The 25,321-nt window shown below is 39.0% G+C and carries 22 protein-coding genes; 19 read left to right on the forward strand and 3 right to left on the reverse strand.

What is annotated here, in order from left to right:
• Nucleotides 1-268: 268 nt before the first annotated feature.
• From tsaB to truB, 16 genes are all read left to right on the forward strand, one after another.
• Nucleotides 269-955, forward strand: coding sequence for a tRNA (adenosine(37)-N6)-threonylcarbamoyltransferase complex dimerization subunit type 1 TsaB (gene tsaB / locus ACFIK1_RS01460; RefSeq protein ID WP_375661910.1), 687 nt, complete (start codon nucleotides 269-271; stop codon nucleotides 953-955).
• Nucleotides 955-1,446 carry a ribosomal protein S18-alanine N-acetyltransferase gene (gene rimI, locus ACFIK1_RS01465; RefSeq protein ID WP_375633989.1) on the forward strand — a complete coding sequence of 164 codons (492 nt, stop codon included), beginning with the start codon at nucleotides 955-957 and terminating at the stop codon, nucleotides 1,444-1,446. The genes tsaB and rimI overlap by 1 nt, the downstream gene beginning before the upstream one ends.
• Before the next feature lie 31 nt (nucleotides 1,447-1,477).
• Nucleotides 1,478-2,854 (forward strand): tRNA (N6-isopentenyl adenosine(37)-C2)-methylthiotransferase MiaB, encoded by a 1,377-nt coding sequence (gene miaB / locus ACFIK1_RS01470; RefSeq protein WP_375661911.1) that lies wholly within the window; start codon nucleotides 1,478-1,480, stop codon nucleotides 2,852-2,854.
• 159 nt (nucleotides 2,855-3,013) lie between these two features.
• Complete coding sequence (locus ACFIK1_RS01475; protein WP_375634606.1) at nucleotides 3,014-4,138, forward strand: PhoH family protein; 1,125 nt, start codon at nucleotides 3,014-3,016, stop codon at nucleotides 4,136-4,138.
• Nucleotides 4,135-4,602, forward strand: a complete 468-nt coding sequence (gene ybeY / locus ACFIK1_RS01480; protein ID WP_375633985.1) for an rRNA maturation RNase YbeY — start codon at nucleotides 4,135-4,137, stop codon at nucleotides 4,600-4,602. Before ACFIK1_RS01475 ends, ybeY begins: the two co-directional genes overlap by 4 nt.
• A gap of 107 nt (nucleotides 4,603-4,709) precedes the next feature.
• Nucleotides 4,710-5,735, forward strand: a complete 1,026-nt coding sequence (locus ACFIK1_RS01485; RefSeq protein ID WP_375634586.1) for a hemolysin family protein — start codon at nucleotides 4,710-4,712, stop codon at nucleotides 5,733-5,735.
• Entirely contained in the window at nucleotides 5,698-7,332 is a 1,635-nt protein-coding gene (lnt, locus tag ACFIK1_RS01490) for an apolipoprotein N-acyltransferase (RefSeq protein ID WP_375634587.1), read from the forward strand. The genes ACFIK1_RS01485 and lnt overlap by 38 nt, the downstream gene beginning before the upstream one ends.
• Nucleotides 7,333-7,480: 148 nt before the next feature.
• The gene (locus ACFIK1_RS01495; protein ID WP_375633981.1) at nucleotides 7,481-7,894 is read left to right on the forward strand and encodes a helix-turn-helix domain-containing protein; all 414 of its coding nucleotides are present in this window, start codon (nucleotides 7,481-7,483) and stop codon (nucleotides 7,892-7,894) included.
• A 130-nt stretch (nucleotides 7,895-8,024) separates the two neighbouring features.
• On the forward strand, nucleotides 8,025-9,293 hold the full coding sequence (gene metK / locus ACFIK1_RS01500; protein ID WP_375633979.1) for a methionine adenosyltransferase: 1,269 nt from the start codon (nucleotides 8,025-8,027) through the stop codon (nucleotides 9,291-9,293).
• Nucleotides 9,290-9,991 carry a tRNA (guanine(46)-N(7))-methyltransferase TrmB gene (locus ACFIK1_RS01505; protein ID WP_375634588.1) on the forward strand — a complete coding sequence of 234 codons (702 nt, stop codon included), beginning with the start codon at nucleotides 9,290-9,292 and terminating at the stop codon, nucleotides 9,989-9,991. The genes metK and ACFIK1_RS01505 overlap by 4 nt, the downstream gene beginning before the upstream one ends.
• 127 nt (nucleotides 9,992-10,118) lie before the next feature.
• A complete protein-coding gene (rimP, locus tag ACFIK1_RS01510) occupies nucleotides 10,119-10,769 on the forward strand; it encodes a ribosome maturation factor RimP (protein WP_375611870.1) in 651 nt (216 codons plus the stop codon).
• Nucleotides 10,770-10,816: 47 nt separating this feature from the next.
• Nucleotides 10,817-12,448, forward strand: a complete 1,632-nt coding sequence (gene nusA, locus ACFIK1_RS01515; protein ID WP_375634589.1) for a transcription termination factor NusA — start codon at nucleotides 10,817-10,819, stop codon at nucleotides 12,446-12,448.
• Nucleotides 12,449-13,084, forward strand: a complete 636-nt coding sequence (locus ACFIK1_RS01520) for an RNA-binding protein (protein WP_375633975.1) — start codon at nucleotides 12,449-12,451, stop codon at nucleotides 13,082-13,084.
• The gene (gene infB / locus ACFIK1_RS01525) at nucleotides 13,081-15,600 is read left to right on the forward strand and encodes a translation initiation factor IF-2 (RefSeq protein ID WP_375661912.1); all 2,520 of its coding nucleotides are present in this window, start codon (nucleotides 13,081-13,083) and stop codon (nucleotides 15,598-15,600) included. Before ACFIK1_RS01520 ends, infB begins: the two co-directional genes overlap by 4 nt.
• Nucleotides 15,601-15,721: 121 nt before the next feature.
• Nucleotides 15,722-16,129, forward strand: coding sequence for a 30S ribosome-binding factor RbfA (rbfA, locus tag ACFIK1_RS01530; RefSeq protein ID WP_375633973.1), 408 nt, complete (start codon nucleotides 15,722-15,724; stop codon nucleotides 16,127-16,129).
• A gap of 4 nt (nucleotides 16,130-16,133) precedes the next feature.
• Nucleotides 16,134-17,096: a tRNA pseudouridine(55) synthase TruB gene (gene truB / locus ACFIK1_RS01535; RefSeq protein WP_375661913.1), complete on the forward strand. Its 963-nt coding sequence runs from the start codon at nucleotides 16,134-16,136 to the stop codon at nucleotides 17,094-17,096.
• 459 nt (nucleotides 17,097-17,555) lie between these two features.
• Here the strand turns inward: truB and ACFIK1_RS01540 are convergent, their stop codons facing one another.
• Complete coding sequence (locus tag ACFIK1_RS01540; protein ID WP_375661914.1) at nucleotides 17,556-19,184, reverse strand: MFS transporter; 1,629 nt, start codon at nucleotides 19,182-19,184, stop codon at nucleotides 17,556-17,558.
• 314 nt (nucleotides 19,185-19,498) lie between these two features.
• On the opposite strand from ACFIK1_RS01540, the gene rpsO reads away from it, so the two are divergent.
• From rpsO to ACFIK1_RS01555, 3 genes are all read left to right on the forward strand, one after another.
• Entirely contained in the window at nucleotides 19,499-19,768 is a 270-nt protein-coding gene (gene rpsO, locus ACFIK1_RS01545) for a 30S ribosomal protein S15 (RefSeq protein ID WP_005774142.1), read from the forward strand.
• A gap of 252 nt (nucleotides 19,769-20,020) precedes the next feature.
• The gene (pnp, locus tag ACFIK1_RS01550) at nucleotides 20,021-22,216 is read left to right on the forward strand and encodes a polyribonucleotide nucleotidyltransferase (RefSeq protein WP_375661915.1); all 2,196 of its coding nucleotides are present in this window, start codon (nucleotides 20,021-20,023) and stop codon (nucleotides 22,214-22,216) included.
• A gap of 72 nt (nucleotides 22,217-22,288) precedes the next feature.
• Nucleotides 22,289-23,284 (forward strand): class I SAM-dependent methyltransferase, encoded by a 996-nt coding sequence (locus ACFIK1_RS01555; protein ID WP_375661916.1) that lies wholly within the window; start codon nucleotides 22,289-22,291, stop codon nucleotides 23,282-23,284.
• A 19-nt stretch (nucleotides 23,285-23,303) separates the two neighbouring features.
• Here the strand turns inward: ACFIK1_RS01555 and hslU are convergent, their stop codons facing one another.
• Together hslU and hslV are read right to left on the reverse strand one after the other, a co-directional pair.
• On the reverse strand, nucleotides 23,304-24,614 hold the full coding sequence (gene hslU, locus ACFIK1_RS01560; protein WP_375661917.1) for an ATP-dependent protease ATPase subunit HslU: 1,311 nt from the start codon (nucleotides 24,612-24,614) through the stop codon (nucleotides 23,304-23,306).
• On the reverse strand, nucleotides 24,615-25,196 hold the full coding sequence (hslV, locus tag ACFIK1_RS01565; RefSeq protein WP_375661918.1) for an ATP-dependent protease subunit HslV: 582 nt from the start codon (nucleotides 25,194-25,196) through the stop codon (nucleotides 24,615-24,617).
• Between the last annotated feature and the right edge of the window lie 125 nt (nucleotides 25,197-25,321).

The following is a 25,321-nucleotide window of genomic DNA, read 5'->3' on the forward strand; positions in this document are numbered from 1 at the left end:
ACGCTAACTCCGCTTGTAATATACAAGCTAATAACTTTAATTGTTTCACCATAAGTAGATTTAAAATAAGAGAATCTTACAATACTCAAGATACTCATTCAAAAAGTGATAAAAATAAGGATTAAATCAACATCTCGTTCTATCCCATAAAAAGATATTGTTGCTTATTGGCACTAGTAACTTTCTTACAAATGAAATATACGATAATGAAAATATTAAAAATACAGCAGGACTTTTATTTATCGTTTTATTCAACTAAAATATTTTTATGCTTATCCTTGCTATAGATACTGCTTCAATTTATTGTGCTGTTGCGCTTATTCGTCATAAATCTGTTATTGCGCGTATCAATGAGCGCATGAACAAAGGACATGCTGAAAAACTTATTGGGCAGATTACACAAATAATGACACAAGCCAATATGACGCTTGATCAAGTTGAGCGTATTGCTGTCAATATTGGACCTGGGTCATTTACTGGTGTACGTGTCGGTGTTGCAACAGCGCGCGCTTTGGCATTAGCACTTGAAATACCAGCTATTGGAGTGAGTGCTCTTGAAGCGTTAGCAGCACAAGTCATAAACAGTAAAAGTACAGCATCGGCAATTACTGTTGTCATTGAAGCAGGGAGAGGGATGTTCTACCATCAAAATTTTCATAATGATCTCACACCTTTGGGAGAGCCGGCATTAAAAACAATTGAAAATATCCTCGAAGATTTGCCAAAAAAAACCCGACTGACTGGCCCAGCTGCTGATGTCGTTGTGGAGCATGTTAAAAACCATAAAATATACGAAAAAATTGTCCTAGAAAAAATCTCCTGCGAAGCGGCTGATATTGTAAACTATGCTTATCTTGCTGCAAACAAACAATCAAAAAATTCACCTCGCCCACTCTATCTACGCAGCGCTGATGCAAAACAACAAACCAATTTTGCTTTACCACAAAAAAAATAATGCCCAAATTTTCATTGACAAAAAAGAATTTTGGAATTGCTCCGCTACAAGTTAATGATAGTGCTTCTCTTCATCAAATTCATCAGCATTGTTTTACACCTTCTTGGGAAAAACAAGCTTTTGATAATTTCTTAACAGATCACTCTATCTTCGGACACAAAGTTTTTCTCATTGATCGCTCTGATCAAATTTTAGGCTTTTGCCTATGCCGTCTCATCCTTGATGAAGCAGAAATCATCACAATTGCTGTTCATCCTCATTATCGTCAACAAGGAATTGGTACCTTTCTTATCGAAAGCACAGTTCACCATCTTCACGACAAGGGCGCCATAAAATTATTCTTGGAAGTAGAAGCCACAAATCTTTCTGCTTTGAACCTTTATCAACGCTTTGAATTTCAAAAAATTTCTGAACGTCTTGCCTACTACGCGTCAAAAAATGGTCGTGGTGATGCAATTATCATGCAAAAAACTTTTAAGCAAATAGATTGAGATTTGTGTAAAAAACATTTACACATGCGCTATGAATAAAATAAATCCTAAAAATACGCCTCCTTTTGCTCCTAAAAAGGTTTTTATCAAAACCTATGGATGTCAAATGAACGTTTATGATAGCCAACGGATGACTGATAGTCTCAGTTCGCAAGGCTATGTGACAACACAAATTCCCAATGATGCCGATCTTATTCTTGTTAATACCTGTCATATTCGTGAAAAAGCAGCAGAAAAACTTTATTCTGATCTCGGTCGTTTGCGCGTTATGCGTCAAGAGCGCACACCTGATAAACCCCTTATGGTTGGTGTAACAGGTTGTGTTGCACAAGCTGAGGGAAGTGAAATCTTGCGCCGTGCTCCAACAGTGGATCTTGTTATTGGTCCGCAAATGTATCATCGCTTGCCAGAATTGTTAGAAAAAGCCAAACAAGGGAAAAAAATTATCGAAACAGACTATGCTGTTGAAGATAAATTTGCTCATTTGCCGCCCCATAATAAACATGCAGTAAGAAAACGAGGTGTTAGCGCATTTTTAACAGTGCAGGAAGGTTGCGATAAATTTTGCACTTTTTGTGTTGTTCCGTACACACGCGGTGCTGAAATATCACGATCCGTTGAACAAATTACTGAAGAGGCCCTTCAACTCATCGAAGCGGGTGTCAAAGAAATTACGCTGCTTGGACAAAATGTCAATGGTTGGCATGGACAAAGTGCTGATGGCAAAACTTGGCGTCTTGGCGATCTTCTTTATCATCTCGCAAAACTCGATGGTTTAAAGCGTTTGCGTTACACAACCAGCCACCCACGTGATATGGATGATAGCCTTATTGCCGCGCATCGAGATCTTGATATGTTAATGCCTTACCTCCATCTTCCTGTTCAATCAGGTTCAGATCGCATCTTAAAAGCCATGAACCGACAACACAAAAGCTCTCATTATCTTCATCTTATCGAAAAAATTCGAACCGTACGGCCAGATATTGCCTTTTCAGGCGATTTTATTGTAGGGTTTCCAGGAGAAACAGATGAAGACTTTGAAGAAACCATTAAACTTATTCAACAAGTACAGTACAGTTCAGCTTATTCTTTTAAATATTCCCCCCGTCCTGGAACAGTGGGAGCCACAATGAAAAATCATGTTGATGAATCTGTAAAAGATGCCCGACTTCAACATTTACAAATCCTTCTCCTTGAGCAACAAAATGCATTTTTGCGTTCTAAAATTGGTCAAAAAACGAACGTTCTCATCGAAAAAACTGGACGTCACTCAGGACAAATGGTAGGGCGTTCCCCTTGGCTTTTACCTGTTGTCGTCGATACAGAAGCCTCTACAGGTAGCGTGATAGAAATTCATATTAAAAATGCAAGCTCAAACAGTTTTGTTGGTGAAGTGACAAATAGATAGACATGCCTCTAACACCTTGTTCACAATAAATATTTTGGAAAACTCTTTTATTTTAAAAGAAAATGATTACATCTAAAGCGTGCACTTTTTGTAAAAAATTGTCTTTTATAAAGTTTACTTAAAAAAATGTGCAATATTTATGTAGATATGGAGAATAGGCTGAAAGCTTCAACCGAAAAAATAAAGCGTATTAAAGAAAAAGTAAATACGTCCCTTGAAAAGGCTGATACCTTGAAACAAACAAGCGCTTCAGATCTGAGCCAAGTTGTTTTGATTTTCGAAAATAATCAATATGCAAAAGCAGTTTTTGGTAAATTTGACGAAAATCTCGCTTATATCGAAAAAAAACTCGAACTTAGTATTCATCCGCGTGGTAATGAAGTCTTAATCCGTGGAAATATTTCCGTTATAAAACGTGCGCAATATGTATTGCAGCAGCTTTATGAACGTGCCAAAACACATCAAGAGCTCACTTTATCAGATATAAAAGGAGCGATTGCTATGGCAAATATACCAAAGAAGCAGAAAGAAGACACAATAACACACAAATCTGCAACGAAACGTATACCAGCACGGTTGAGTACCCATAAAAAAATAATTCATGCAAGAACTCCAACACAAGACGCTTACATAAGTGCTATGGAGCATACTGAACTTGTGTTTGGTGTAGGACCAGCAGGAACAGGAAAAACGTATCTTGCTGTTGCTCATGCTGCAATGCTTCTAGAACGTGGTATCATTGAACGAATTATTCTCTCACGTCCGGCTGTTGAAGCTGGAGAACGTCTTGGTTTTCTTCCCGGTGATCTCAAAGAAAAAGTCGACCCATATTTACGACCACTTTATGATGCTCTTTATGATATGATGCCCGCTGAAAAAATAGAACGCATTTTAGCTTCTGGTGTCATAGAAATTGCTCCTCTCGCCTTTATGCGCGGACGAACACTTGCCCATGCTGCTGTTATTCTTGATGAGGCACAAAATACTACGCCCATGCAAATGAAGATGTTCCTCACACGTCTTGGAGAAGGAACGCGTATGATCGTTACCGGTGACGTAAGCCAAATTGATTTGCCTACAGGGCAAAAATCAGGTCTCATTGAAGCAGTTCGCATTCTTTCAAATATAGAAAATATTGCAATTGTGCATTTTGATGAAAAAGATGTTGTACGCCATCCACTTGTTGCTGCTATCGTTCGTGCTTATGATCGTGATTCCGAAATACAAAATAAAAAAAAATCATTCACACGCGATGCATTAAAAAATGAATTTGATTCATCATGATTATTATTGATATAATGATTAAAAGCGCAGGGTGGAATGATGAGAAAATGCTTTATAATATCACTGAAAAAGCATTAATGACAGCTATGCATCATGTTTCATTGGAAAATGTTGTAAGCGAGATTAGCCTGCTTTTTACGGATGATGAACATATGGCACAAATCAATGCACAATGGCGCAACAAAAACAAATCTACTAATGTACTATCCTTTCCTGCTTTTCCACTTAAAGCTGGAAATCGACCTGGTCCCATGCTCGGTGATATTATTATTGCCCGAGAAACTGTTGTTTTCGAAGCAGAGAAAGAAGGAAAAACATTTCAAGACCATTTAACACATATGATTGTTCATGGTATCTTGCATCTGCTTGGTTATGACCATGAAACTGATGATGAAGCATATAAAATGGAAAAGCTCGAAAGGGAAATTCTTCAAAAGCTTTCCATAAAAGATCCTTACGCATAATTGTCTATCAATGATAAAATTTAACTTTTAAAATCAATATTACCAGCATACCACTTAAAGCCTCTTATTTATCTGTTATAAAAGAAAGTCTAGAAGATTTCAAAACCATGGCAAACAAAATAAATGCACAAAATAATAATCAAGCATCTTCTAATAATGAAAAAGACCCCTCTCAGCAAACGAATCATACAGAAAAATATTCCCTGATGAATCATTTGTTTTCATTCTTACGGGGTCGAAATTGTGCATCTACGTCACTGCGCGATGATCTTACCGTTGCACTCACGACTAACAATGAAAAAGATACCGCCCTCTTCTCACCTGAAGAACGTACTATGCTGCATAACATTTTACGCTTACGTGAAGCACGCGTGGATGATGTTATGATACCTCGTTCTGAAATCGAAGCATTAGAAATAAACACCTCTCTTGGAGAAACCCTTAAATGTTTTGCAAAAATTGGTCATTCTCGTATCCCCGTTTATGCTGAAACTTTAGATGATCCGCGCGGCATGATCCATATCCGCGATATTCTTAACTACATCACTCGCTTTATTATCAATCCAACAAAAACCGAACAAAAATCCGATTTTCTTCAATTAAACCATACAGACTTGCATACTCCAATTGGTGAATTGGATTTGATCCGAACAGTTCTCTTTGTTCCCAGTTCTATGCTTGCAAGCAAATTATTAACACGGATGCAAACTACACGAACTCAAATGGCTTTAGTTATTGATGAACATGGAGGAACAGATGGTCTCGTTTCAATGGAAGATATTGTTGAGTTAGTCGTTGGAGATATCGAAGATGAACATGATAATGTCGACAATGCTATCGTACGTGAACCAAATAATAAATGGCTCGTTGATGCAAGAACTGAACTAGAAGATGTGGAGAAAGCTCTTGGTCCTGATTTTATCGTAGGCGAATATGGTGATGAAGTTGATACTATTGGTGGTTTGATCGTCTCAATTCTTGATCGCATTCCTGCCAAAGGTGAAATTGTCGAAGCTGTACCTGGCTATAGATTTCGTATTTTAGAAGCTGATAAACGCCGGATCAAACGGTTGCGCATTTTTCGCATTCCCAAAAATGAGAATCTTGAGAACAATGCCATCCCTAAAGAATAGTCCAGCGTTTTTAAACAATTTCATCGTTTTTTTATTCTCTGTTACAGGCTGGAAGCGCCAAGCATGGATATTTCTGTGTGGTGCTCTTACTTCTTTTGCACTTCCACCCTTTTATTTAACACCTCTTTGCTTTCTAACTTTCCCTCTCTTTATTGTTTTACTTGACTCAATACAGTCCACCAAAAACAATAAAAAACATTTTTTTACTTACGCTTTAAGCTGTGGAACCTTTGGTTTTAGTTATTTTATTTGCGGCCTTTGGTGGCTATGCAATGCTTTGTTAACAGATCCAGATTCTTTTGGTTGGGCCGTCCCATTAGCCATTTTAGTCCCTCCACTCTACCTTTCTTTTTATTGGTTTTTTTCTGGTTTCATTGTCGGTTTATTATGGACAAAAGGAATAGCACGCTTTTTTGTTTTAGCCTTTGCATTAGGATTATCCGAGTGGTTGCGTGCGTTTTTATTCACAGGATTTCCATGGAATTCTCTTGGCTATACAGCCATGCCAACCCCAGTGTTCATGCAATCTGATGCAATCGTAGGACTTTACGGAATGAATATTCTTGCTGTCTTAGCCTACAGTTTGCCAACTGTTTTATTAACGGATGAAAAAAAGAAAGTGGCACTTTCTCTTTGCTTATCACTTATATTAATTCACTGTGGTTTTGGGTTTTATCGTCTTCATACTATAGAAAACACAGCTGAAGATCAAAAAAGTGCTTATTGGGTGCGCATTGTTCAACCGTCCATCCAACAAAATATAAAATTGCGTGATAATACACGAGAATCTATGTTGGAAGCGCATATGAAGCTAAGTGCAACGCCAACAACCGATCAAAATTCAGAACCCGATTTTATCGTATGGTCTGAAGCTTCCGTTCCTTACCTTCTCTATGATAACTCATCTACCACAATGCGCATTGCCTCTCTTTTAAAACCTAAACAATGGGCTATCGTTGGAGCAATACGCGCCAGCAATGATCTACCTCATTCCCAAACACAATATTTTAATACAATTGCAGTCATTAATGCTCAAGGTAATATTTTAAATACTTCCGATAAACTTCATTTGGTTCCTTTTGGTGAGTATCTTCCTTATCAGAATTTATTGAAAAAAATTGGATTGCGTACCCTTGCCGATAATATTGGTGGATATAGTGCTGCAAGTGTGCGCAAAATTGTTACAATGCCAAACGGATTTTCTTATCTACCCTTGATTTGTTATGAAGCAATATTTCCCCATGAAATGACTTTTAAAGGCTCCCCGCCTCAAGCAATTATTAATATTACAAATGATGCATGGTTTGGTGTAACACCTGGACCCTATCAACATCTTCAACAAGCACAGCTTCGTGCCGTTGAACTGGGAATCCCCCTCATACGGGCAGCCAATAATGGCATATCAGCTGTTATTGATTCTTATGGACGAATCGTTGTAGCTCTTCGACAAAATGCTGTGGGCATTATTGATTCACGAGTTCCATCATCCATTACCCCTATAGGAAGCAATGAATACAGAACTTTCTCTACTTTTATCTTATTCATCCTTATGCTATTGTGTCGTATTGGTTTTGGTTTTACAAAACAGCTTAAATGATTCAAGTGCCCTTTGTACGGTATTATGTTGCGTGTACCAGTAATATTGGGAAAAAATATTACATATTGTTTTAATTATATGATAAATCAACTGCGCATAAATATGATGTTGGTTTAGAAGAAAAATGCTGGAAATAAAGAGTTGCATTATGACCGAAACTAAAAAAAAACCTGACCCTATAGATATCTATGTTGGAACTCGTATCCGTTTACGTCGTAATATTTTAGGACTCACTCAAGAGAAACTAGGTGAAAAATTAGGAATTACTTTTCAGCAAATCCAAAAATATGAAAAAGGAACAAACCGTATTGGTGCCAGCCGTCTTCAAGCGATAGCGGAAATTATGGATGTTCCTGTTTCTTACTTTTTTGATAAAGGTATTACCTCCCAACAAGTAGAGGGTTTTGCTGAAAGTGAACACAATTTTATAGACTTTTGTTCTAGCAGCGAAGGGATTCAACTCATGCGCGCTTTTACAAATATATCTGATGCTAAAGTGCGTCGAAAAATTATTGACTTGGCAAAAGCACTTTCTGAGGAAGATTTGACAAATAAGTTATAAATTAAAATTATATCTTTTCTCTTTTATTCATATACATTTGCATTGACTATTTGCTGTAGAATTAGCAAATGGTGACGACTTTAGTAAGCAATTGATTAAATCGTTGGTTTTCTTTTTTGAAGGAGTTCCTATGCCGCATCAAGATTATCTTTTTACGAGCGAATCGGTATCGGAAGGACATCCTGATAAAATTTGTGATCGTATTTCCGATGAAATCGTTGATATGATCTATAAAGAAGCTGAAAAGACTGGTACTGATCCATGGTTAGTACGCGTTGCCTGTGAAACTCTCGTCAGTGTCAACCGTGTTGTTATCGCTGGTGAAGTACGTGTTCCCGATACGCTATTAAAAAAAGATAAAAATAAAGAATTCATCTATGATGAAACTAGCTTTCCACTCATTAATCCCACACGTTTTCGTACAGCAGCCCGCCGTGCTATTCGTACCATTGGCTATGAACAAACAGGCTTCCATTGGAAAACTGTTAAAATTGATGTTCTTTTGCGCCCACAATCAGCTGATATAGCAAGAGGGGTTGATAATGCTACGGATCGGCATGGTGAAGAAGGAGCAGGTGATCAAGGTATCATGTTTGGATATGCTTGCCGTGAAACACCTGATCTCATGCCTGCGCCAATTTATTATGCGCATAAAATTCTCAAACTTCTTGCCGCAGCTCGTCATAAAGGAGAGGGAGAAACTGGAAAATTAGGACCAGATGCTAAAAGCCAAATAACCATACGTTATAAAAATGGAAAACCGATAGAGGTCACATCCATTGTTCTTTCAACGCAGCACCTTGATGAAAGCTGGGATTCCAATAAAGTACGTACAGTGGTTGAACCTTACATTCGCCAAGCTTTACATGACATTCCCATTGCAGCTCAATGCAGTTGGTATATTAACCCAACAGGAAAATTTGTCATTGGAGGACCTCAAAGCGATGCCGGATTAACGGGACGCAAAATTATTGTGGATACTTACGGAGGTGCAGCACCCCATGGAGGCGGTGCTTTTTCAGGAAAAGATACAACAAAAGTTGATCGTTCTGCTGCCTATGCGGCACGCTATCTGGCTAAGAATATTGTTGCTGCTGATTTAGCAGAGAGATGCACCATTCAACTCTCCTATGCAATTGGTATTGCACAACCTTTATCTATTTATCTTAATCTTCATGGAACAGGAAAAGTCGATGAAAAAGTTATTGAAGAAGCCATCCGCAAAATAATGGACCTTTCACCTACCGGCATTCGAAAACATCTTGACCTCAATAAACCTATTTATGCGAAAACAGCTGCCTATGGTCACTTTGGTCGTAAACCAAAACACGATGGTTCGTTTTCATGGGAAAAAACTGATCTCGTGAAAACGCTTCAAACAATGATCCAAATCCCATGATTAAACATAATATACGTAAGAGTGAAGCATTTTTTGGACGCCGACAAGGAAAACAACTTCGAAACAGTCAGCTTACACGTATACAAATGCTTCTCCCCAATTTGAATATTGATTTAAATGTCCCTCCTCCCTTAAACCTTACATCCTTATTTTCAAGCAAAGTAAGAGAAATTCGACTTGAAATCGGTTTTGGTGGAGGTGAACATTTACTTCATGAAATGGAATATTTTCCAAAAACCGGTTTTATCGGCGTCGAGCCCTTTATCAATGGCATGGCAAAAATATTATCGTCTCTTGAACAGCATCAAAACCATCAAAATCGTCTTCGCCTCTATAATGATGATGCTACACGCCTTCTTGATTGGCTCCCTGATAACTCGCTTGATGGAATAGACCTCTTCTATCCTGATCCTTGGCCGAAAAAGAAACACTGGAAACGACGCTTCATCAACATAAAAAATCTTAACCGTTTTGCTCGTGTTCTTAAAATAGGAAAGTTTTTGCGCTTTGCTAGCGATATAGACAGTTATGTAAACTGGACTTTGTACCATTGTGCACAACATGATCACTTTGAATGGAAAGCAGAAAGCCCTCAAGACTGGAAACTCCCTTATCCACTATGGAGCGGAACCCGCTATGAAGCAAAAGCTTTACGTGAAGGACGAACGCCTGCCTATCTTACCTTTATCAAGAAATAAATGATCAAGCGCTTTTCTCATAAACAACTTGAAAAATTTTGAATTTAAGAGTATCAATAGTTAAATTCTTGGTCTTATGATGAAGAGTGGGCCGTTGGACCCGCTCTTTTTTAATATCATAAAACTGATGAAACCAACTTGGATAAAATGTATGAACGAAGCTGAAAAAATAAGCAATCTTGACGAACCGCGCCTGTTTGAAGAAGATGGTATCGAAGCACAAGTTGCTGCTCTTGTCATACCACTACTTAAACCTTTAGGTTTTCGTTTGGTTCGTGTGAAACTTCTTGGTCAAAATGGTTTAACACTTCAAATTATGGTTGAACGTGCCGATGGTTCTATGACCATAGAAGATTGTGAAACTGTTAGTCGAACAGTTTCTCCCCTCCTTGATGTACAAAATGTTATTGAACGCAAATATCATTTAGAAATCTCATCACCTGGAATTGATCGTCCATTGGTAAGAAAATCTGATTTTTTTCATTGGCAAGGGCATCTTGCAAAAATTGAAACCAAAATAACAATTGATGGGCGCCGAAAATTTCGTGGGACACTTACAAATATCACGCAAGATGGATTTATTTTAAACACTGATAAAGCTGCTTATGGAGAAGCCATGTATACCCCTATTTCCTTTTGTGATATCATAAATGCGCATTTAGTGCTTACCGATGAGCTTATTCGCGATGCATTGAAACAAAATAAAGATTTAAGTCAACAATTCATTGCCGAAGAGAACGCTAACGACTCTATACAGACGCTCAATTTCAAAAAATAATATCACTGGGAAATACCCATCGTGTGGCACAAAGAAGGAGAAAATTGATGGCTACAAGCGCTAACAGGCTTGAGATTCTGCAAATTGCAGATGCTGTTGCACGTGAAAAGTCAATCGACCGTGAAATTGTCATTTCTGCGATGGCTGATGCTATTCAAAAAGCAGCACGTTCTCGTTATGGTCAAGAAACCAATATTCGTGCTGAAATCAATTCTAAAACAGGTGAAATTAAATTACAGCGCCTGCTTAAAATCGTTGATGTCGTTGAAGACTATACAACGGAAATTACTTTGTCTGATGCTCTCAAACGTCAAACAGAAGCAAAAATTGGTGATTTTTTTGCTGATCTTTTACCTCCTATGGATTTTGGACGTATCGCAGCACAATCTGCTAAACAGGTTATTGTACAAAAAGTACGCGATGCAGAGCGCGATCAGCAATATGAAGAATTCAAAAATAAAGTTGGTGAAATTATTTCTGGTACAGTTAAGCGTGTGGAATATGGTAACGTCATCGTTGATCTAGGACGCGGTGAAGCTATTGTTCGCCGTGATGAATTAATTCCTCGTGAATCATTCCGCTATGGAGATCGCATTCGTGCTTTTGTCAATGATGTACACCGTGAAACGCGTGGTCCACAAATTTTCCTTTCACGCACACATCCCCAATTTATGGTAAAACTTTTCACTATGGAAGTACCAGAAATTTATGATGGTATTATAGAAATCAAATCTGTTGCTCGTGATCCAGGTTCACGGGCTAAAATCGCCGTTGTTTCACGCGATGGTTCCATTGATCCTGTTGGAGCATGCGTTGGAATGCGAGGAAGTCGTGTACAAGCTGTTGTTGCTGAATTACAAGGCGAAAAAATTGATATTATTCCTTGGTCGCCTGATGCGGCAACATTTGTCGTTAATGCACTGCAACCTGCTGAAGTTTCTAAAATCATCCTTGATGAAGATGCTGAACGGATTGAAGTTATTGTGCCAGATGATCAACTTAGCCTTGCTATTGGACGACGTGGGCAAAATGTTCGCTTGGCTTCGCAACTAACAGGATGGAACATTGATATTTTAACGGAAAAGGAAGAATCTGAAAATCGTCAAAAAGAATTTACTGAACGGAGTAAATTGTTTATGGCAGCCTTAGAGGTTGACGAAATGATCGGACAGGTTATGGCATCAGAGGGTTTTTCTTCTATTGAAGAAATCGCCTATATTGATCTTGAAGAAATCGCTTCTATTGATGGTTTTGACCATGATACCGCCGCTGAAATCCAAAGTCGTGCCCGCGAATATCTTGATCATCAAGAAAAAGAACTTGATGAAAAACGCAAAAAGCTCGGAGTTTCTGACGAGTTGCGAACACTTCCTGGAATGACAAGTGCTATGTTGGTTGCTGTAGGTCAGGATGGTGTAAAAACAATAGAAGACTTTGCTGGCTATGCCGTTGATGATTTAGCTGGTTGGAGAGAACGTAAAGAAGGTCAAACACAGAATTTTTCTGGTATTTTAACCCCTTTTGACATTACACGCGCAGATGCAGAAGCTATGGTTTTAGCCGCACGTGTACAAGCAGGCTGGATAGACCAAGCTGATCTTGTTACAGAAAATCCTGTAGAAGATGAAAACTCTGCAGAAAATGAAAAAACAGATGATTTGGATGTGGATACACTTTAAATGAATGAACGGACTTGCATTGTGACCCGAAAAAATGCTTCAGCACAAACGCTGATCCGTTTTGTTATTGGTCCCAATAACCAAATTGTTCCTGATCTTAAAGCGAATTTACCAGGACGTGGCGTTTGGATTTCTGCCCATCACGCTGTTATTGAGAAAGCAATCAAACAGAAAGCTTTTCATAGAAATTTTAAAACAGATGTTGAAGTTACACCAAATCTTGTGCATGTTGTTGATACGCTTTTACTAAAAGCCGCTCTTTCAAGCCTTTCCATGGCACGAAAAGCGGGAGCAATTGTTATGGGAGCAACAAAGGTTGACGCTGCTATCCGCTCTGGTAAAGTTATTCTTGTACTTCATGCTAAAGAAACAACAGAAGATGGGAAACGAAAAATTGCACAGGCCATCCATTCAATACAACAACAAACAAATCGGACTATAAAAACCATATCTTTATTTACAAATGATGAAATGCGAGTGGCTTTTGGCTCTAATCCTGTAATGCACGCGGCCTTACTGGACACAAAAGCTGCTGAAGGATTTCTCAAAACGACATGTAGATTGATCAGCTATCGTGACGACAAGCATAGTAAGTCTAGTGAGATGACGGCACAAGCCGTGAAGGAAGTACAATGAGTGAAAATAACAACGACAAAACAACGGTCAAGAAGATACTAACTCTCAAGAGGTCTGTCTTGGAAACGAGCATGGTTAAACAAAATTTTAGTCATGGCCGTACGAAGGCTGTCGTTGTCGAAACCAAACGGCGTAAAATTACGCGACCTGATGAAAAAGCTGAAACCCTACAGCCCATTACAAAGCCGCATGTGGCCCCCCAGCGTTCTAAACCGCGTTTTGAGGAAAAAAAGCCTCAAGAATCTGTGGCCAAAAGCAATCTTTCATCAACTGAAATGGAAGCGAGACTTCGCGCGTTAGAAGAAGCACATATCCAAGAAAGAATAACGCGAGAACAAGCCGAAGAAGAAGCAAGACGCGCTAAAGAGCGTGAAGAAATTTTACAGCAAGAAATTAAAGAAAAAGAAATCCATCTCCAACAAGAAGAAGAAATATCGCCAGTGCAGACTCCACCTGTTCCCCCTCTCATTGAACAGGCAGATATTCCTATTGCCACTAAACAGACAACCGTGGTTGAAAAACGCAAAATAGATGACAATAATGAGGAAGAACGGCATAGTCGACGTGCTAATCCTGCTAAATCAGAAATACGTGTACCCAAAGTTGTCAAAGGAGCTGATGAGCGGAGACGCGGAAAGCTAACTCTGAATAGTGCACTGGATGAAGAAGGAAGCGCACGTGGGCGCTCAATGGCTGCAATGCGGCGTAGACAGGAAAAGTTTAAGCGTGCACAAAATCAAGAACCAAGAGAAAAAATTTCTCGCGAAGTTGTTCTTCCTGAAACGATTACCATTCAAGAGCTCGCACAACGTATGACTGAGCGTTCTGTTGATGTGATTAAATTCTTGATGAAACAAGGACAAATGATGAAACCTGGCGATGTTATTGATGCAGATGTTGCCGAACTCATCGCTGTTGAATTTGGCCATACTGTTAAACGTGTTTTAGAATCTGACGTAGAAGAAGGTATCTTTAATATAACAGATAATCCTCGAAACATGCAGCAGCGCGCCCCTGTTGTAACCATTATGGGCCATGTTGACCACGGAAAAACTTCTCTTTTGGATGCTATTCGTAAAGCAAATGTTGTTTCTGGCGAAGCAGGAGGTATTACGCAGCATATTGGTGCCTATCAAGTAGAACAAAACGGTCAAAAAATTACCTTTATTGATACACCAGGCCATGCTGCATTTACGGCTATGCGTGCACGCGGAGCTCGTGTTACTGATATTGCTGTTCTCGTTGTAGCCGCTGATGATAGTGTTATGCCTCAAACGATTGAATCAATCAATCATGCGAAAGCTGCTGGTGTACCTATCATTGTTGCTATCAACAAAATTGATAAACCAGCTGCGAATGCACAAAAAGTGCGTACAGAACTTCTACAACATGAAGTGTTTGTTGAAACTATGGGTGGTGAAACTTTGGACGTTGAAGTTTCTGCTAAAACTGGTCAAAATCTTGATAAACTTCTCGAAGCTATCCTTCTTCAGGCTGAAATGCTTGATCTGAAAGCAGATCCCCAACGAACTGCAGAGGGCGTTATCATTGAAGCCAAATTGGATCGCGGACGTGGGTCTGTTGCAACAGTTCTTGTTCAAAAAGGTACATTACACCCTTCTGATATTATAGTTGCTGGAAATGAATGGGGTCGTGTGCGTGCTTTGATTGACGACCATGGCCGCCATGTCAAAGAAGCCGTTCCCTCTACACCAATTGAAATTTTAGGCATGCAAGGAACACCACAAGCCGGAGACCGTTTTGCTGTTGTCACACATGAAGCAAAAGCACGTGAAATTTCTGAATATCGACAACGATTAGCACGTGATAAAGCTGTTGCGCGGCAAACTGGTTCGCGTGGTTCTCTTGAGCAAATGATGACAAAATTGCAAACGACTGGTGTTAAGGAATTTTCTCTTATTATAAAAGGGGATGTGCAAGGATCAATCGAAGCAATTGCTTCAGCATTGGAAAAACTTGGAAATGATGAGGTTCGTGCACGTATTGTACATTCTGGTGCTGGAGGAATTACCGAAAGTGATATTTCTCTTGCAGAAGCTTCTAACTCTGCTGTAATTGGCTTTAATGTTCGAGCCAATAAGCAAGCACGTGATTTTGCTAAAACACAAGGAATTGAGATTCGTTATTACAACATCATTTATGATCTTGTTGACGATATCAAGGCTGCCATGTCTGGATTACTCTCACCAGAACAGCGTGAAACTTTCCTTGGTAATGCTGAAATTCTAGAAGTCTTTAACATTACAAAAATTGGAAAAGTTGCAGGATGTCGTGTTACAGAAGGTAAAATAGAACGAGGAGCCGGTGTTCGCCTTATCCGCGATAATATCGTTATTCACGAAGGAAAGCTGAAAACACTCAAACGCTTTAAGGATGAAGTCAATGAAGTGCAAAGTGGTCAAGAATGTGGAATAGCCTTTGAAAATTATGAAGACATGCGTGCAGGAGACATCATTGAGACCTTCCGTATCGAACATATTAATCGCACATTATAAAATAATCCAATAACTTTACTCTGTTGTGAAATGAGAAAAGTTATTAGGTTTTATACACAATATCTCTTTTTACTTATCTAAATGGTCAAAAAAGAGATCTTGTAGCAAGGATAAAACTTTGATGAAAAATGCAGGGCCATCACAACGGCAACTTAGAGTAGCAGAGCAAGTACGTCATGCAATAGCGCATATATTACAGCGTGATATTTTGCTTGATGATATCTTAAAAGATATTGTTATTTCTGTCTCTGAAGTACGCATGTCACCAGATTTAAAAATTGCTACTTGCTTTGTATCACCTCTCAGCACTCTTAAAAATGCTTCTCATACCGATGTTGTTGATACCCTCAATAAACATAGTCGTTTTCTCCGTGGAGAAATCAGTCATGCGTTGCGACAAATGAAATATATGCCAGAACTGCGTTTCCGAATTGATAATAGTTTTGATAATTTTTCAAAAATTGATGCCCTCCTTCGCTCGCCTGAGGTTGCGCGCGATCTTCACCATAGTGATACAGATGAGGATTAAAGATATGGCGCGGCAACACAAGAAAAAAGGGCGTCCTGTTTCTGGCTGGGTCATATTTGATAAACCAAAAGGAATGAAATCAACAGAAGCTGTCTCACAAATCAAATGGCTCTTCCATGCTCAAAAGGCAGGACATGCGGGTACACTTGATCCTCTTGCTTCTGGTCTCCTTCCCATTGCATTGGGCGAAGCAACCAAAACCGTCCCTTACGTGATGCAAGGCAAAAAAACTTACCGTTTTCATATTGCTTGGGGGCAAGAGCGCTCAACAGATGATTTAGAAGGAGAAATAACGAAAACTTCTCTCATACGTCCAACACAAGAAGAAATACTTGCTCTTCTTCCTCAATATACAGGTGTTATTTTGCAAACACCTCCACAATTTTCAGCAATCAAAATTGCCGGAAATCGTGCCTATGATTTAGCGCGTGAAGGGGAAGTTGTTGAAATTCCGCCCCGTGAAGTGGAAATAGAAACTTTCAAGTTATTAGAAATGCCTACCAAAGAGCATTCTGTCTTTGAAATAACCTGCGGAAAAGGAACTTATGTGCGCTCTTTAGCACGCGATATGGGACGTGATCTCGGTTGCTATGGGTATATTGCTGATTTAAGACGTATTGCCGTCGCACCTTTTGATGAAGAAGATCTCATTACATGGGAGGAACTAAAAGCAGCCATTCCGCCAAATAAAAACACTACAGATGAAAATAATCGTTCTTTTGAAAAAAACTTCTCAACACTTGATGAGCTCTTAATTGACACAAGCGCCGCATTGGATTGCCTTCCTCACTATATCCTTAATGAAACTCAAGCACAGAGGATTATAAGAGGCCATTCTATCCTCTTGAATCATCACAAAGTACCTCTTGATGAAAAGGAAGTTTTTGTCCTCTATAAGGAACAACTTCTTGCTATTGGCACTCTCGACAAAGGTCTATTTAAACCAAAGCGGATTTTCACAATTTAATCGATTCTTTTCCCAACCACCTTTTGCGGAAAGATATTTTTCTCTATCAATTAAGAAACATATGGTGCTTTTCATTGTCTATATTTACCGTATTCATATCAAAATTTAAGTCAGTGCTATAAGCTAACACCACCACACACTTTTTCCTCTTAATGTCGCAACAATCCTTGCATTTAAAGGATTCATAAGAGGCTTTTTATTTCTTTTTTAATCGTTTTTTACTCATACTTTAGTCCTCGTTTATAATGTACAAGCAAAGATATGGACTGATTTACTCTAAATAGATTTGAAACGAGAAAAGCTTAAGATTTTCAGAACTATCACTCAACATGAAAAATAACAAATAACCATTATAAATCAATGCATTAAATATTGAAACAGCAATTTTTTTATGATTATGCTAACAAATTGATCGAAATAATATTAATATATTTAATATTTACAAAAACTGTTTTAACCCTAAGGGAGATGATCAGAGGAAACTTTTAAAAGCATCTCATTGGCTTGAGGTATTGTTTGGCGTTCAATCATGCGGTGCACTCTTATACCGTTAGGAGCACAATTTAAATGACGCAGACGCTTATTGACTTCTGCATCTGCTTTTGTACGACGATGATTATGGCGTAGATAATCTACCCATGTTGGCATATGATAAGCCTCTGTCCAATATTCAGGTCTTTCAAGATCTCGTAAAAGGACCCACTGACGCGCACCATCACGTAATCGAATATGGCGTCGACGCGTCATCACTTTGAGAAACTCTTCAAGATCATTTTCATGAATTTTATAATCGATCATTATCATGATCGGGCCACTTCTTGCTTTGAGGTCAAGTAATAATTCCGGCTCTCTAAAATGATCAAGAGGATTTAAATCTATCTGAGGAATTTCTTGAATTCTAAATTTTACCCCCGCAAGAGCACCAAAAATCAAGAATAGAGAACAAACGCTCAAAGCAATTGTTGGAGAATAACCATCAGCCAAAACTCCCCAGACTGCACTTCCAATAGCCATCCCCCCATAAGATGCCGTTTGATAAAGTGCTAAAGAACGTGCAACAACCCAGCGTGGTGTAGAGAGTTGTACAGATGTATTAAACAATGATAATGCCAAAACCCAACATAACCCTGCAGGAAATAAAGCAATATGGCTTATAATCAGTGAACGGCTTATTCCCAATAAAAAGCAAGAAAAGGCAAAACCAATAAATGCACTTGCAATAATTGTTTCTGAACGAAAATGATGCCGTACAACTGCATTAATAATACCTGCTGTCATGGCTCCTAACCCAAAACAACCGAGCAATGTACCATAAAGAAGGGCACTTCCTCCAAGAACTTTATGCGCAACAATTGGCAAAAGTGCTAAAATAGAAATTGCTCCTATACCAAAAAGGAACGCTCGAACCATAATACTCAGGAGATTAGGTGACATCGCAACATAACGCAAACCATCTGAGACAGCTCCTAACAGCCTTTCTCGTGGCAATGAGTTGTTTTCATAATTCGACTTCCAGAAAAACAACGCACCAATAAGAGGAATATAGCTTATAGCATTAAACAAAAAAGCAGCAGATGCCCCCAAAGTTGCAATGATGGCACCACCAATAGCAGGACCAACACTCCGCATCAAATTAAAGCCGACACTATTCAAACTAACAGCAGCAGGAATATTTTCCCTGCTCACAATATCTCCTATCGTTGCTTGCCAAGAAGGATTATAAAAAGCTGTACCACATCCAATCAAAAACGTAAAACATAACAAAAGCCAAGGTGTTAGAAATCCCATATAGGCTAAAACAGATAAACTCATGGATATGACCATCATCATAATCTGCGCACACAACATAATTTGACGCCGATTAAAATTATCCGCTAATGCCCCTGCCATCAAAGAAAACATAACAAGTGGTAATGTTGTGGCACTTTGAACAAGCCCAACCATGGAATGCGAAGAACTAATCAACGCCATTAACCACCCTGCTCCAACAGCCTGTATCAGCCCCCCTAAATTAGAAATAAGAGTAGATGACCATAGATTTCGAAATACCGAATTACGAAAAAGTTTTAATGTTGAAATGCTCTGCATCTTTTTCCTCCAAATCGGTATTTATCATCTTTGTTATCACACACACGCTCATAATCTTTGTATCAAAAGGATGCATAATTCTTTAAAAAACTTCTCATAAAACTCTATTTAAATCAATATTTCAAAACAAAAGCTTTTATTTAAAGAAAGACTTCAAAATGCTGTAAAGGACTAGTATTTTAACCTTCTTTCCTATATAAGGACGAAAATAGGTAAGAGTCTTTGACTCTTCTTGTTTCCTCACAGACCCTTGCTGAACGACATCTCGGCTATGGGTGACTTTATGTTTCTTCGTTTTTGGAAAGGATAATACGATGTCGATTACAGCTGAACGTAAACAAGCTCTTGTCGCAGAATACGCAAATAAAGTTGGTGATACAGGATCACCAGAAGTACAGATTGCTGTACTTTCTGAACGTATTTCTAATTTAACAAACCACTTTAAATCTCACAAAAAGGATAATCATTCTCGTCGTGGTCTTTTGAAGATGGTGTCTCAACGTCGGCGTCTTCTTGATTATCTTAAAGGAGTTGACCAAAATCGTTATCAGACACTTATCAAAAAGTTAGGTTTGCGTCGCTAAAAGAAAAATGGTGGTGGTGTTTAAAAAAAACCACCCATTTTTTCAACGTGTTGCTTTTAATTAAAAAATTTAAAAACTGACAAGTTATTATGGGATAGGACTGCTCATCATTTCGCATTTAAGGCAGTTTACTTCTCTATTCTCGTAACAAAGATAAAAAGTATGTTGTCCACCCCAGAGCTTGGAAATATGCTACGCAAAACCAGAATGTGAGCAATCAAAGATTTAAACACTGGTCATTAAGGATAAAAAATGTTCAAAACGCACAAGATAGAAATTGAATGGGCTGGGCGTCCTCTCACCCTTGAAACAGGGAAAATAGCACGTCAAGCTGATGGTGCAGTGATTGCTACCTATGGAGAAACTATTGTCTTAGCAACCGTTGTATCAGCCAAAAGTCCAAAACCAGACCAGGACTTTTTTCCACTCACCGTTAATTATCAAGAAAAATCCTATGCTGTTGGTCGAATACCTGGGGGCTATTTAAAACGTGAAAGTCGACCAAGTGAAAATGAAACTTTGGTTTCACGTTTGATTGATCGCCCAATTCGTCCCCTTTTCGTTGAGGGATATAAAAATGATACGCAAGTGATTGTTTCCGTTATACAGCATGATCTCGAAAATAATCCCGATATCCTTGCGATGATTGCATCTTCTGCTGCATTGACCCTGTCAGGTGTTCCTTTCATGGGTCCTATAGCTGGTGCCCGCGTTGGCTATTGTAATGGACAATATGTTCTCAATCCTCATATTGATGAAATGCCTGAATCAAAACTTGATCTTGTTGTTGCTGGAACAGAAAGTGCTGTTTTGATGGTTGAATCAGAAGCACAAGAATTACCGGAAGATATCATGTTGGGTGCCGTGATGTTTGGTCACAAAGGCCTTCAACCTGTCCTTGATGCCATTATAAAGCTTGCTGAAGTTGCTGCAAAAGATCCTCGTGATTTTGTTCCTGAAGATCTTTCTGAACTTGAAAAAACAATGCAGAAAATGGCAGAACAGTATATACGAAAGGCTTACACAATTACTGATAAGCAAGAACGTTATGCTGCAATTGATGCACTAAAGACAAAAATCCTCAGTAAATTTATGCCAGAAACAGAAGAAGACTGTAAGTTTAGTGCAGATCAAATTGCAACCGTATTTAAACAGTTGCAAGCAAAAATTGTTCGCGGGAATATTCTTGATACCCAAAAGCGGATTGATGGACGCAATCTTTCTACCGTGCGCCCTATCCAATCAGAAGTAAGTATTTTACCCCGCACACATGGATCAGCACTCTTTACCCGCGGAGAAACACAAGCTATTGTCGTTGCAACACTAGGAACTGGTGAAGATGAACAATATGTTGATTCCTTAACGGGAATGTATAAGGAAACATTCCTTCTCCATTACAATTTCCCACCATTTTCAGTGGGTGAAACGGGACGCCTTGGTTCTCCTGGTCGTCGTGAAATTGGACATGGCAAATTGGCATGGCGAGCAATTCACCCCATGTTGCCAACGAAAGAATCTTTTCCTTATACTATTCGTGCTGTCTCAGAAATCACTGAATCCAATGGATCTTCTTCTATGGCAACGGTTTGTGGGACCTCACTTGCTCTCATGGATGCCGGCGTTCCTCTAGCACGCCCTGTTGCTGGTATTGCCATGGGCTTGATTAAAGAAGGAGAACGCTTTGCTGTTCTGTCTGATATTTTAGGGGATGAAGATCATCTTGGAGATATGGATTTCAAAGTCGCAGGAACAGAAAATGGTATTACTGCCTTGCAAATGGATATCAAAATTGATGGTATTACCGAAGAAATTATGAAAATCGCGCTTGAACAAGCCAAAGGTGGACGAATCCATATCCTCAATGAGATGGCGAAAGCTTTAACCAGTGCACGTGCTGAGCTGAGTGAATTTTCTCCACGAATCGAAGTTATGAATATTTCTGTCGATAAAATCCGTGATGTTATCGGCTCTGGTGGTAAAGTTATTCGGGAAATCGTGGAACAAACTGGAGCAAAAATTAATATTGAAGATGATGGTACCATTAAAATTGCTTCTGCTGATGCTAAAACCATTGAAGCAGCAAAACGCTGGATCCATTCTATTGTCGATGAGCCTGAAGTTGGTGCTGTCTACCAAGGAACAGTTGTAAAAACTGCAGAATTTGGTGCATTTATAAACTTCTTTGGTTCTCGTGATGGACTCGTTCATATCTCTCAGCTTGCATCAGAACGCGTCACCAAAACAACCGATATTGTGAAGGAAGGTGACAAAGTTTGGGTTAAATTAATGGGCTTTGATGAGCGTGGAAAAGTTCGGTTATCAATGAAGGTTGTTGATCAAAAAACCGGAAAGGAAATCACCGGTGATAAAGCGATGAATGAAGAAAAGTGCGTGGATGAAAAAAAACAACCTGAAAATAAGCGCCGCCGTAAGAAAAAAGAAGAGTAAGTTTTTCCTCTTATCGTATCATGAAATGCCATCCCAACATTGGAGTGGCATTTTTCTTTGAAAGAGTCATATGTGTTATTATTTTTGCCTTTTGAAAATCATGAACTCCCATATCCTGATCCAAACCAATGTTGGTTAAGTTTCGGTTTAACAGAAATCCCAGCTCCAGAATGGGCACAGAATTTAAAAGTTATTACGCCTTGGCGACCAGATTTTTTAAAATTTGTCGATACTCAATTTCACTGCTCTCCCCAAATAGATAAAACCTTCAGCTATGATGGTGCATTTTTACATTTGAGCAAATATCGTGGTTTTAACCAAAATTGTTTTCTTGATTTATTAGAATGCGTTAAACCCAATGGATGGATTGTAATCAGTGGGAATAAAACTGCTGGTGCTGCTTCAATGATGAAGTGGGTCAAAACAATTGTTCCCATCACCAACAAATTGTCTAAAAATCATGGTCTTGTATTTTGGTTGCAAGTTCCTCAACAAATTGAGAGACATAACATTGCACAATTGCGCTCACCACCGCTCACTTTTGGTAAATTTCAAACCACTTCTGGTATGTTCTCACACGGACGTATTGATCCGGGATCCGCTGCACTTGCTTCTTATATGCCCAAAGTTATTTCTGGAAAAACAGCTGATTTTGGTGCTGGATGGGGCTATCTTTCTCACGTTGCACTTGAACGAAGTGAAAAACTCACCGCTCTAGACCTTTATGAAGCAGACTACAACGCTTTGAGAGCAGCAAAAAGGCACCTTAAATCCATAACTGCTCCTTTTCCAATTCATTTTTATTGGCATGACCTTGTGCATGAACCTATCACAAATCTATATGACACAATCATTTCAAATCCACCGTTTCACACACAACAAACGACAGATGTTTCATTAGGAAAAAATTTTATTATAAATGCTGCAAAGTGCCTAAAACCAGGCGGCAGCCTGCTTTTTGTTGCAAACCGCCACCTGCCTTATGAAACATTATTAAAAAATATTTTCCGCACAGTGTTGATACATGAACAAGCCCATGGTTTCAAAATTATCGAAGCGCGCAGATAAACAAAACAAGCAATAACTTTCAAAGAATAAAACGGGAAAGATCGATATCAGCAGCAAGCTCACCAATAGATTTTCTCACGTAAGCAGCATCAATTTTAAACGATGTTCCAGCTTTATCGGGCGCCGTAAAAGAAATCTCATCCAAAACGCGCTCCATCACGGTTTGCAAACGACGTGCCCCTATATTTTCAATCCTTGCATTTAAATCTACAGCAATATCTGCCAAAGCATCAATTGCATCATCGGTAATTTCCAAATGAACCTCTTCTGTTGCCATAAGAGCAATATATTGTTTAATCAAACTAGCTTCTGGTTCCGTTAGAATGCGCCGTAAATCTTCCCTTGTTAAAGGGTTGAGCTCCACACGGATGGGCAAACGTCCTTGAAGTTCCGGTAATAAATCAGATGGCTTGGAAACATGAAATGCACCTGAGGCAATAAAAAGAATATGATCTGTTTTGATTTGCCCATATTTTGTACTAACCGTTGTTCCTTCAACCAAAGGCAAAAGATCCCGTTGAACGCCCTCACGCGAAACGGCAGCACTGGCTCCACCATCCCTAGTTGCAATTTTATCAATCTCGTCAATAAAAACAATACCGTCATTTTCAGCAACACGAAGCGCTTCTTGAATAATTTGATCCTGATCAAGGAGTTTTTCAGATTCATCATCAATAAGCGGCTTAAAAGCATCCCTTACTGTCGTCTTACGAACTTTTGTACGACTGCCCATTTTACCCAAAATATCTGATAAATTCATAATACCCATTTGTGCCCCAGGCATACCAGGAATATCAAAGGTTGAAGCACTATTGCTATTATTATCGGCGACTTCAATTTCAATCTCTTTCTCATCCAATTCACCTTCACGCAATTTTTTGCGAAAACTATCACGGGTAGCGGGACTGGCTGTTTTACCAACAAGGGCATCTAAAACGCGCTCTTCAGCATTCACGTGAGCCTTTTCTTTTATTTCATCCCGTTTCTTTTCACGCACAAGAGAAATGGCAATTTCAACAAGATCTCGAATAATTTGCTCAACATCACGTCCCACATAACCAACTTCAGTAAATTTAGTCGCTTCTACTTTAACGAAAGGTGCTCCAGAAAGTTTTGCTAATCGACGTGCAATACCAGTTTTACCAACTCCTGTTGGCCCTATCATTAAAATATTTTTTGGCATAACTTCTTCACGCATCGGCTCATCAAGCTGTTGCCTACGCCACCGATTGCGTAGTGCAATAGCTACAGAGCGTTTGGCATCATTTTGGCCAATAATAAAACGATCAAGTTCAGAAACAGTTTCACGAGGGGAAAATACAACACACATTTAAATAGCTTTCTCTAAAGAAGATAATTCTGCATCCAATGTTTCAATCGTAAAATGATCATTGGTGTAAACACAAATTTTAGCGGCAATAGCCATAGCTTTACGAGCAATAGTTTCTGCATCCAAATCCAAATCCATGAGTGCACGCGCTGCTGAAAGAGCAAAATTTCCTCCAGAGCCAATTGCCATAACCCCATCTTCTGGTTCTAAGACATCACCAAGCCCTGTTAGAGCCAAAGTTACTTTCTTATCAGCCACGAGCATCATTGCTTCGAGACGACGCAAATAGCGATCTGTTCTCCAATCTTTTGCAAGTTCCACACAAGCACGCATAAGCTGATCAGGATATTGCTCAAGCTTTGTTTCCAATCTCTCCAGTAATGTAAAAGCATCTGCCGTAGCACCAGCAAAACCAGCAATAACCACTCCGTTCTTTCCAAGACGACGCACTTTACGTGCATTGCCTTTCATAATTGTCTGTCCAAGAGAGACCTGACCATCCCCGGCCATCACGACTTTTCCACTTTTTCGTACCGTAATAATTGTTGTACCATACATTATGTCTGGCTTATGTTCTGTCATAAGGAAACTCCTTAATATTAACTTTACTTTTTAATATTGATTTCTTTTCATACAATGTAAAACTCAATTACTATTGTCCTATTTAAGAACATATACAGCAAAACACAATGATTCAGCATAACTCA

Source organism: Bartonella sp. OC16QHHD (assembly GCF_042194035.1).
Classification (GTDB): Bacteria; Pseudomonadota; Alphaproteobacteria; order Rhizobiales; family Rhizobiaceae; genus Bartonella.

What these genes read in the sequence shown, in the direction of transcription:
- hslV (WP_375661918.1), bottom strand. Translation starts at nt 25,196, where the DNA reads ATGACAGAACATAAGCCAGACATAATGTATGGTACAACAATTATTACG.
- ACFIK1_RS01505 (WP_375634588.1), top strand. Translation starts at nt 9,290, where the DNA reads ATGATTAAACATAATATACGTAAGAGTGAAGCATTTTTTGGACGCCGA.
- rimP (WP_375611870.1), top strand. Translation starts at nt 10,119, where the DNA reads ATGAAACCAACTTGGATAAAATGTATGAACGAAGCTGAAAAAATAAGC.
- rpsO (WP_005774142.1), top strand. Translation starts at nt 19,499, where the DNA reads ATGTCGATTACAGCTGAACGTAAACAAGCTCTTGTCGCAGAATACGCA.
- ybeY (WP_375633985.1), top strand. Translation starts at nt 4,135, where the DNA reads ATGATTATTATTGATATAATGATTAAAAGCGCAGGGTGGAATGATGAG.
- pnp (WP_375661915.1), top strand. Translation starts at nt 20,021, where the DNA reads ATGTTCAAAACGCACAAGATAGAAATTGAATGGGCTGGGCGTCCTCTC.
- tsaB (WP_375661910.1), top strand. Translation starts at nt 269, where the DNA reads ATGCTTATCCTTGCTATAGATACTGCTTCAATTTATTGTGCTGTTGCG.
- ACFIK1_RS01520 (WP_375633975.1), top strand. Translation starts at nt 12,449, where the DNA reads ATGAATGAACGGACTTGCATTGTGACCCGAAAAAATGCTTCAGCACAA.
- ACFIK1_RS01495 (WP_375633981.1), top strand. Translation starts at nt 7,481, where the DNA reads ATGACCGAAACTAAAAAAAAACCTGACCCTATAGATATCTATGTTGGA.
- truB (WP_375661913.1), top strand. Translation starts at nt 16,134, where the DNA reads ATGGCGCGGCAACACAAGAAAAAAGGGCGTCCTGTTTCTGGCTGGGTC.
- hslU (WP_375661917.1), bottom strand. Translation starts at nt 24,614, where the DNA reads ATGTGTGTTGTATTTTCCCCTCGTGAAACTGTTTCTGAACTTGATCGT.
- metK (WP_375633979.1), top strand. Translation starts at nt 8,025, where the DNA reads ATGCCGCATCAAGATTATCTTTTTACGAGCGAATCGGTATCGGAAGGA.
- miaB (WP_375661911.1), top strand. Translation starts at nt 1,478, where the DNA reads ATGAATAAAATAAATCCTAAAAATACGCCTCCTTTTGCTCCTAAAAAG.
- lnt (WP_375634587.1), top strand. Translation starts at nt 5,698, where the DNA reads ATGAGAATCTTGAGAACAATGCCATCCCTAAAGAATAGTCCAGCGTTT.
- infB (WP_375661912.1), top strand. Translation starts at nt 13,081, where the DNA reads ATGAGTGAAAATAACAACGACAAAACAACGGTCAAGAAGATACTAACT.
- rimI (WP_375633989.1), top strand. Translation starts at nt 955, where the DNA reads ATGCCCAAATTTTCATTGACAAAAAAGAATTTTGGAATTGCTCCGCTA.
- rbfA (WP_375633973.1), top strand. Translation starts at nt 15,722, where the DNA reads ATGAAAAATGCAGGGCCATCACAACGGCAACTTAGAGTAGCAGAGCAA.
- nusA (WP_375634589.1), top strand. Translation starts at nt 10,817, where the DNA reads ATGGCTACAAGCGCTAACAGGCTTGAGATTCTGCAAATTGCAGATGCT.
- ACFIK1_RS01540 (WP_375661914.1), bottom strand. Translation starts at nt 19,184, where the DNA reads ATGCAGAGCATTTCAACATTAAAACTTTTTCGTAATTCGGTATTTCGA.
- ACFIK1_RS01485 (WP_375634586.1), top strand. Translation starts at nt 4,710, where the DNA reads ATGGCAAACAAAATAAATGCACAAAATAATAATCAAGCATCTTCTAAT.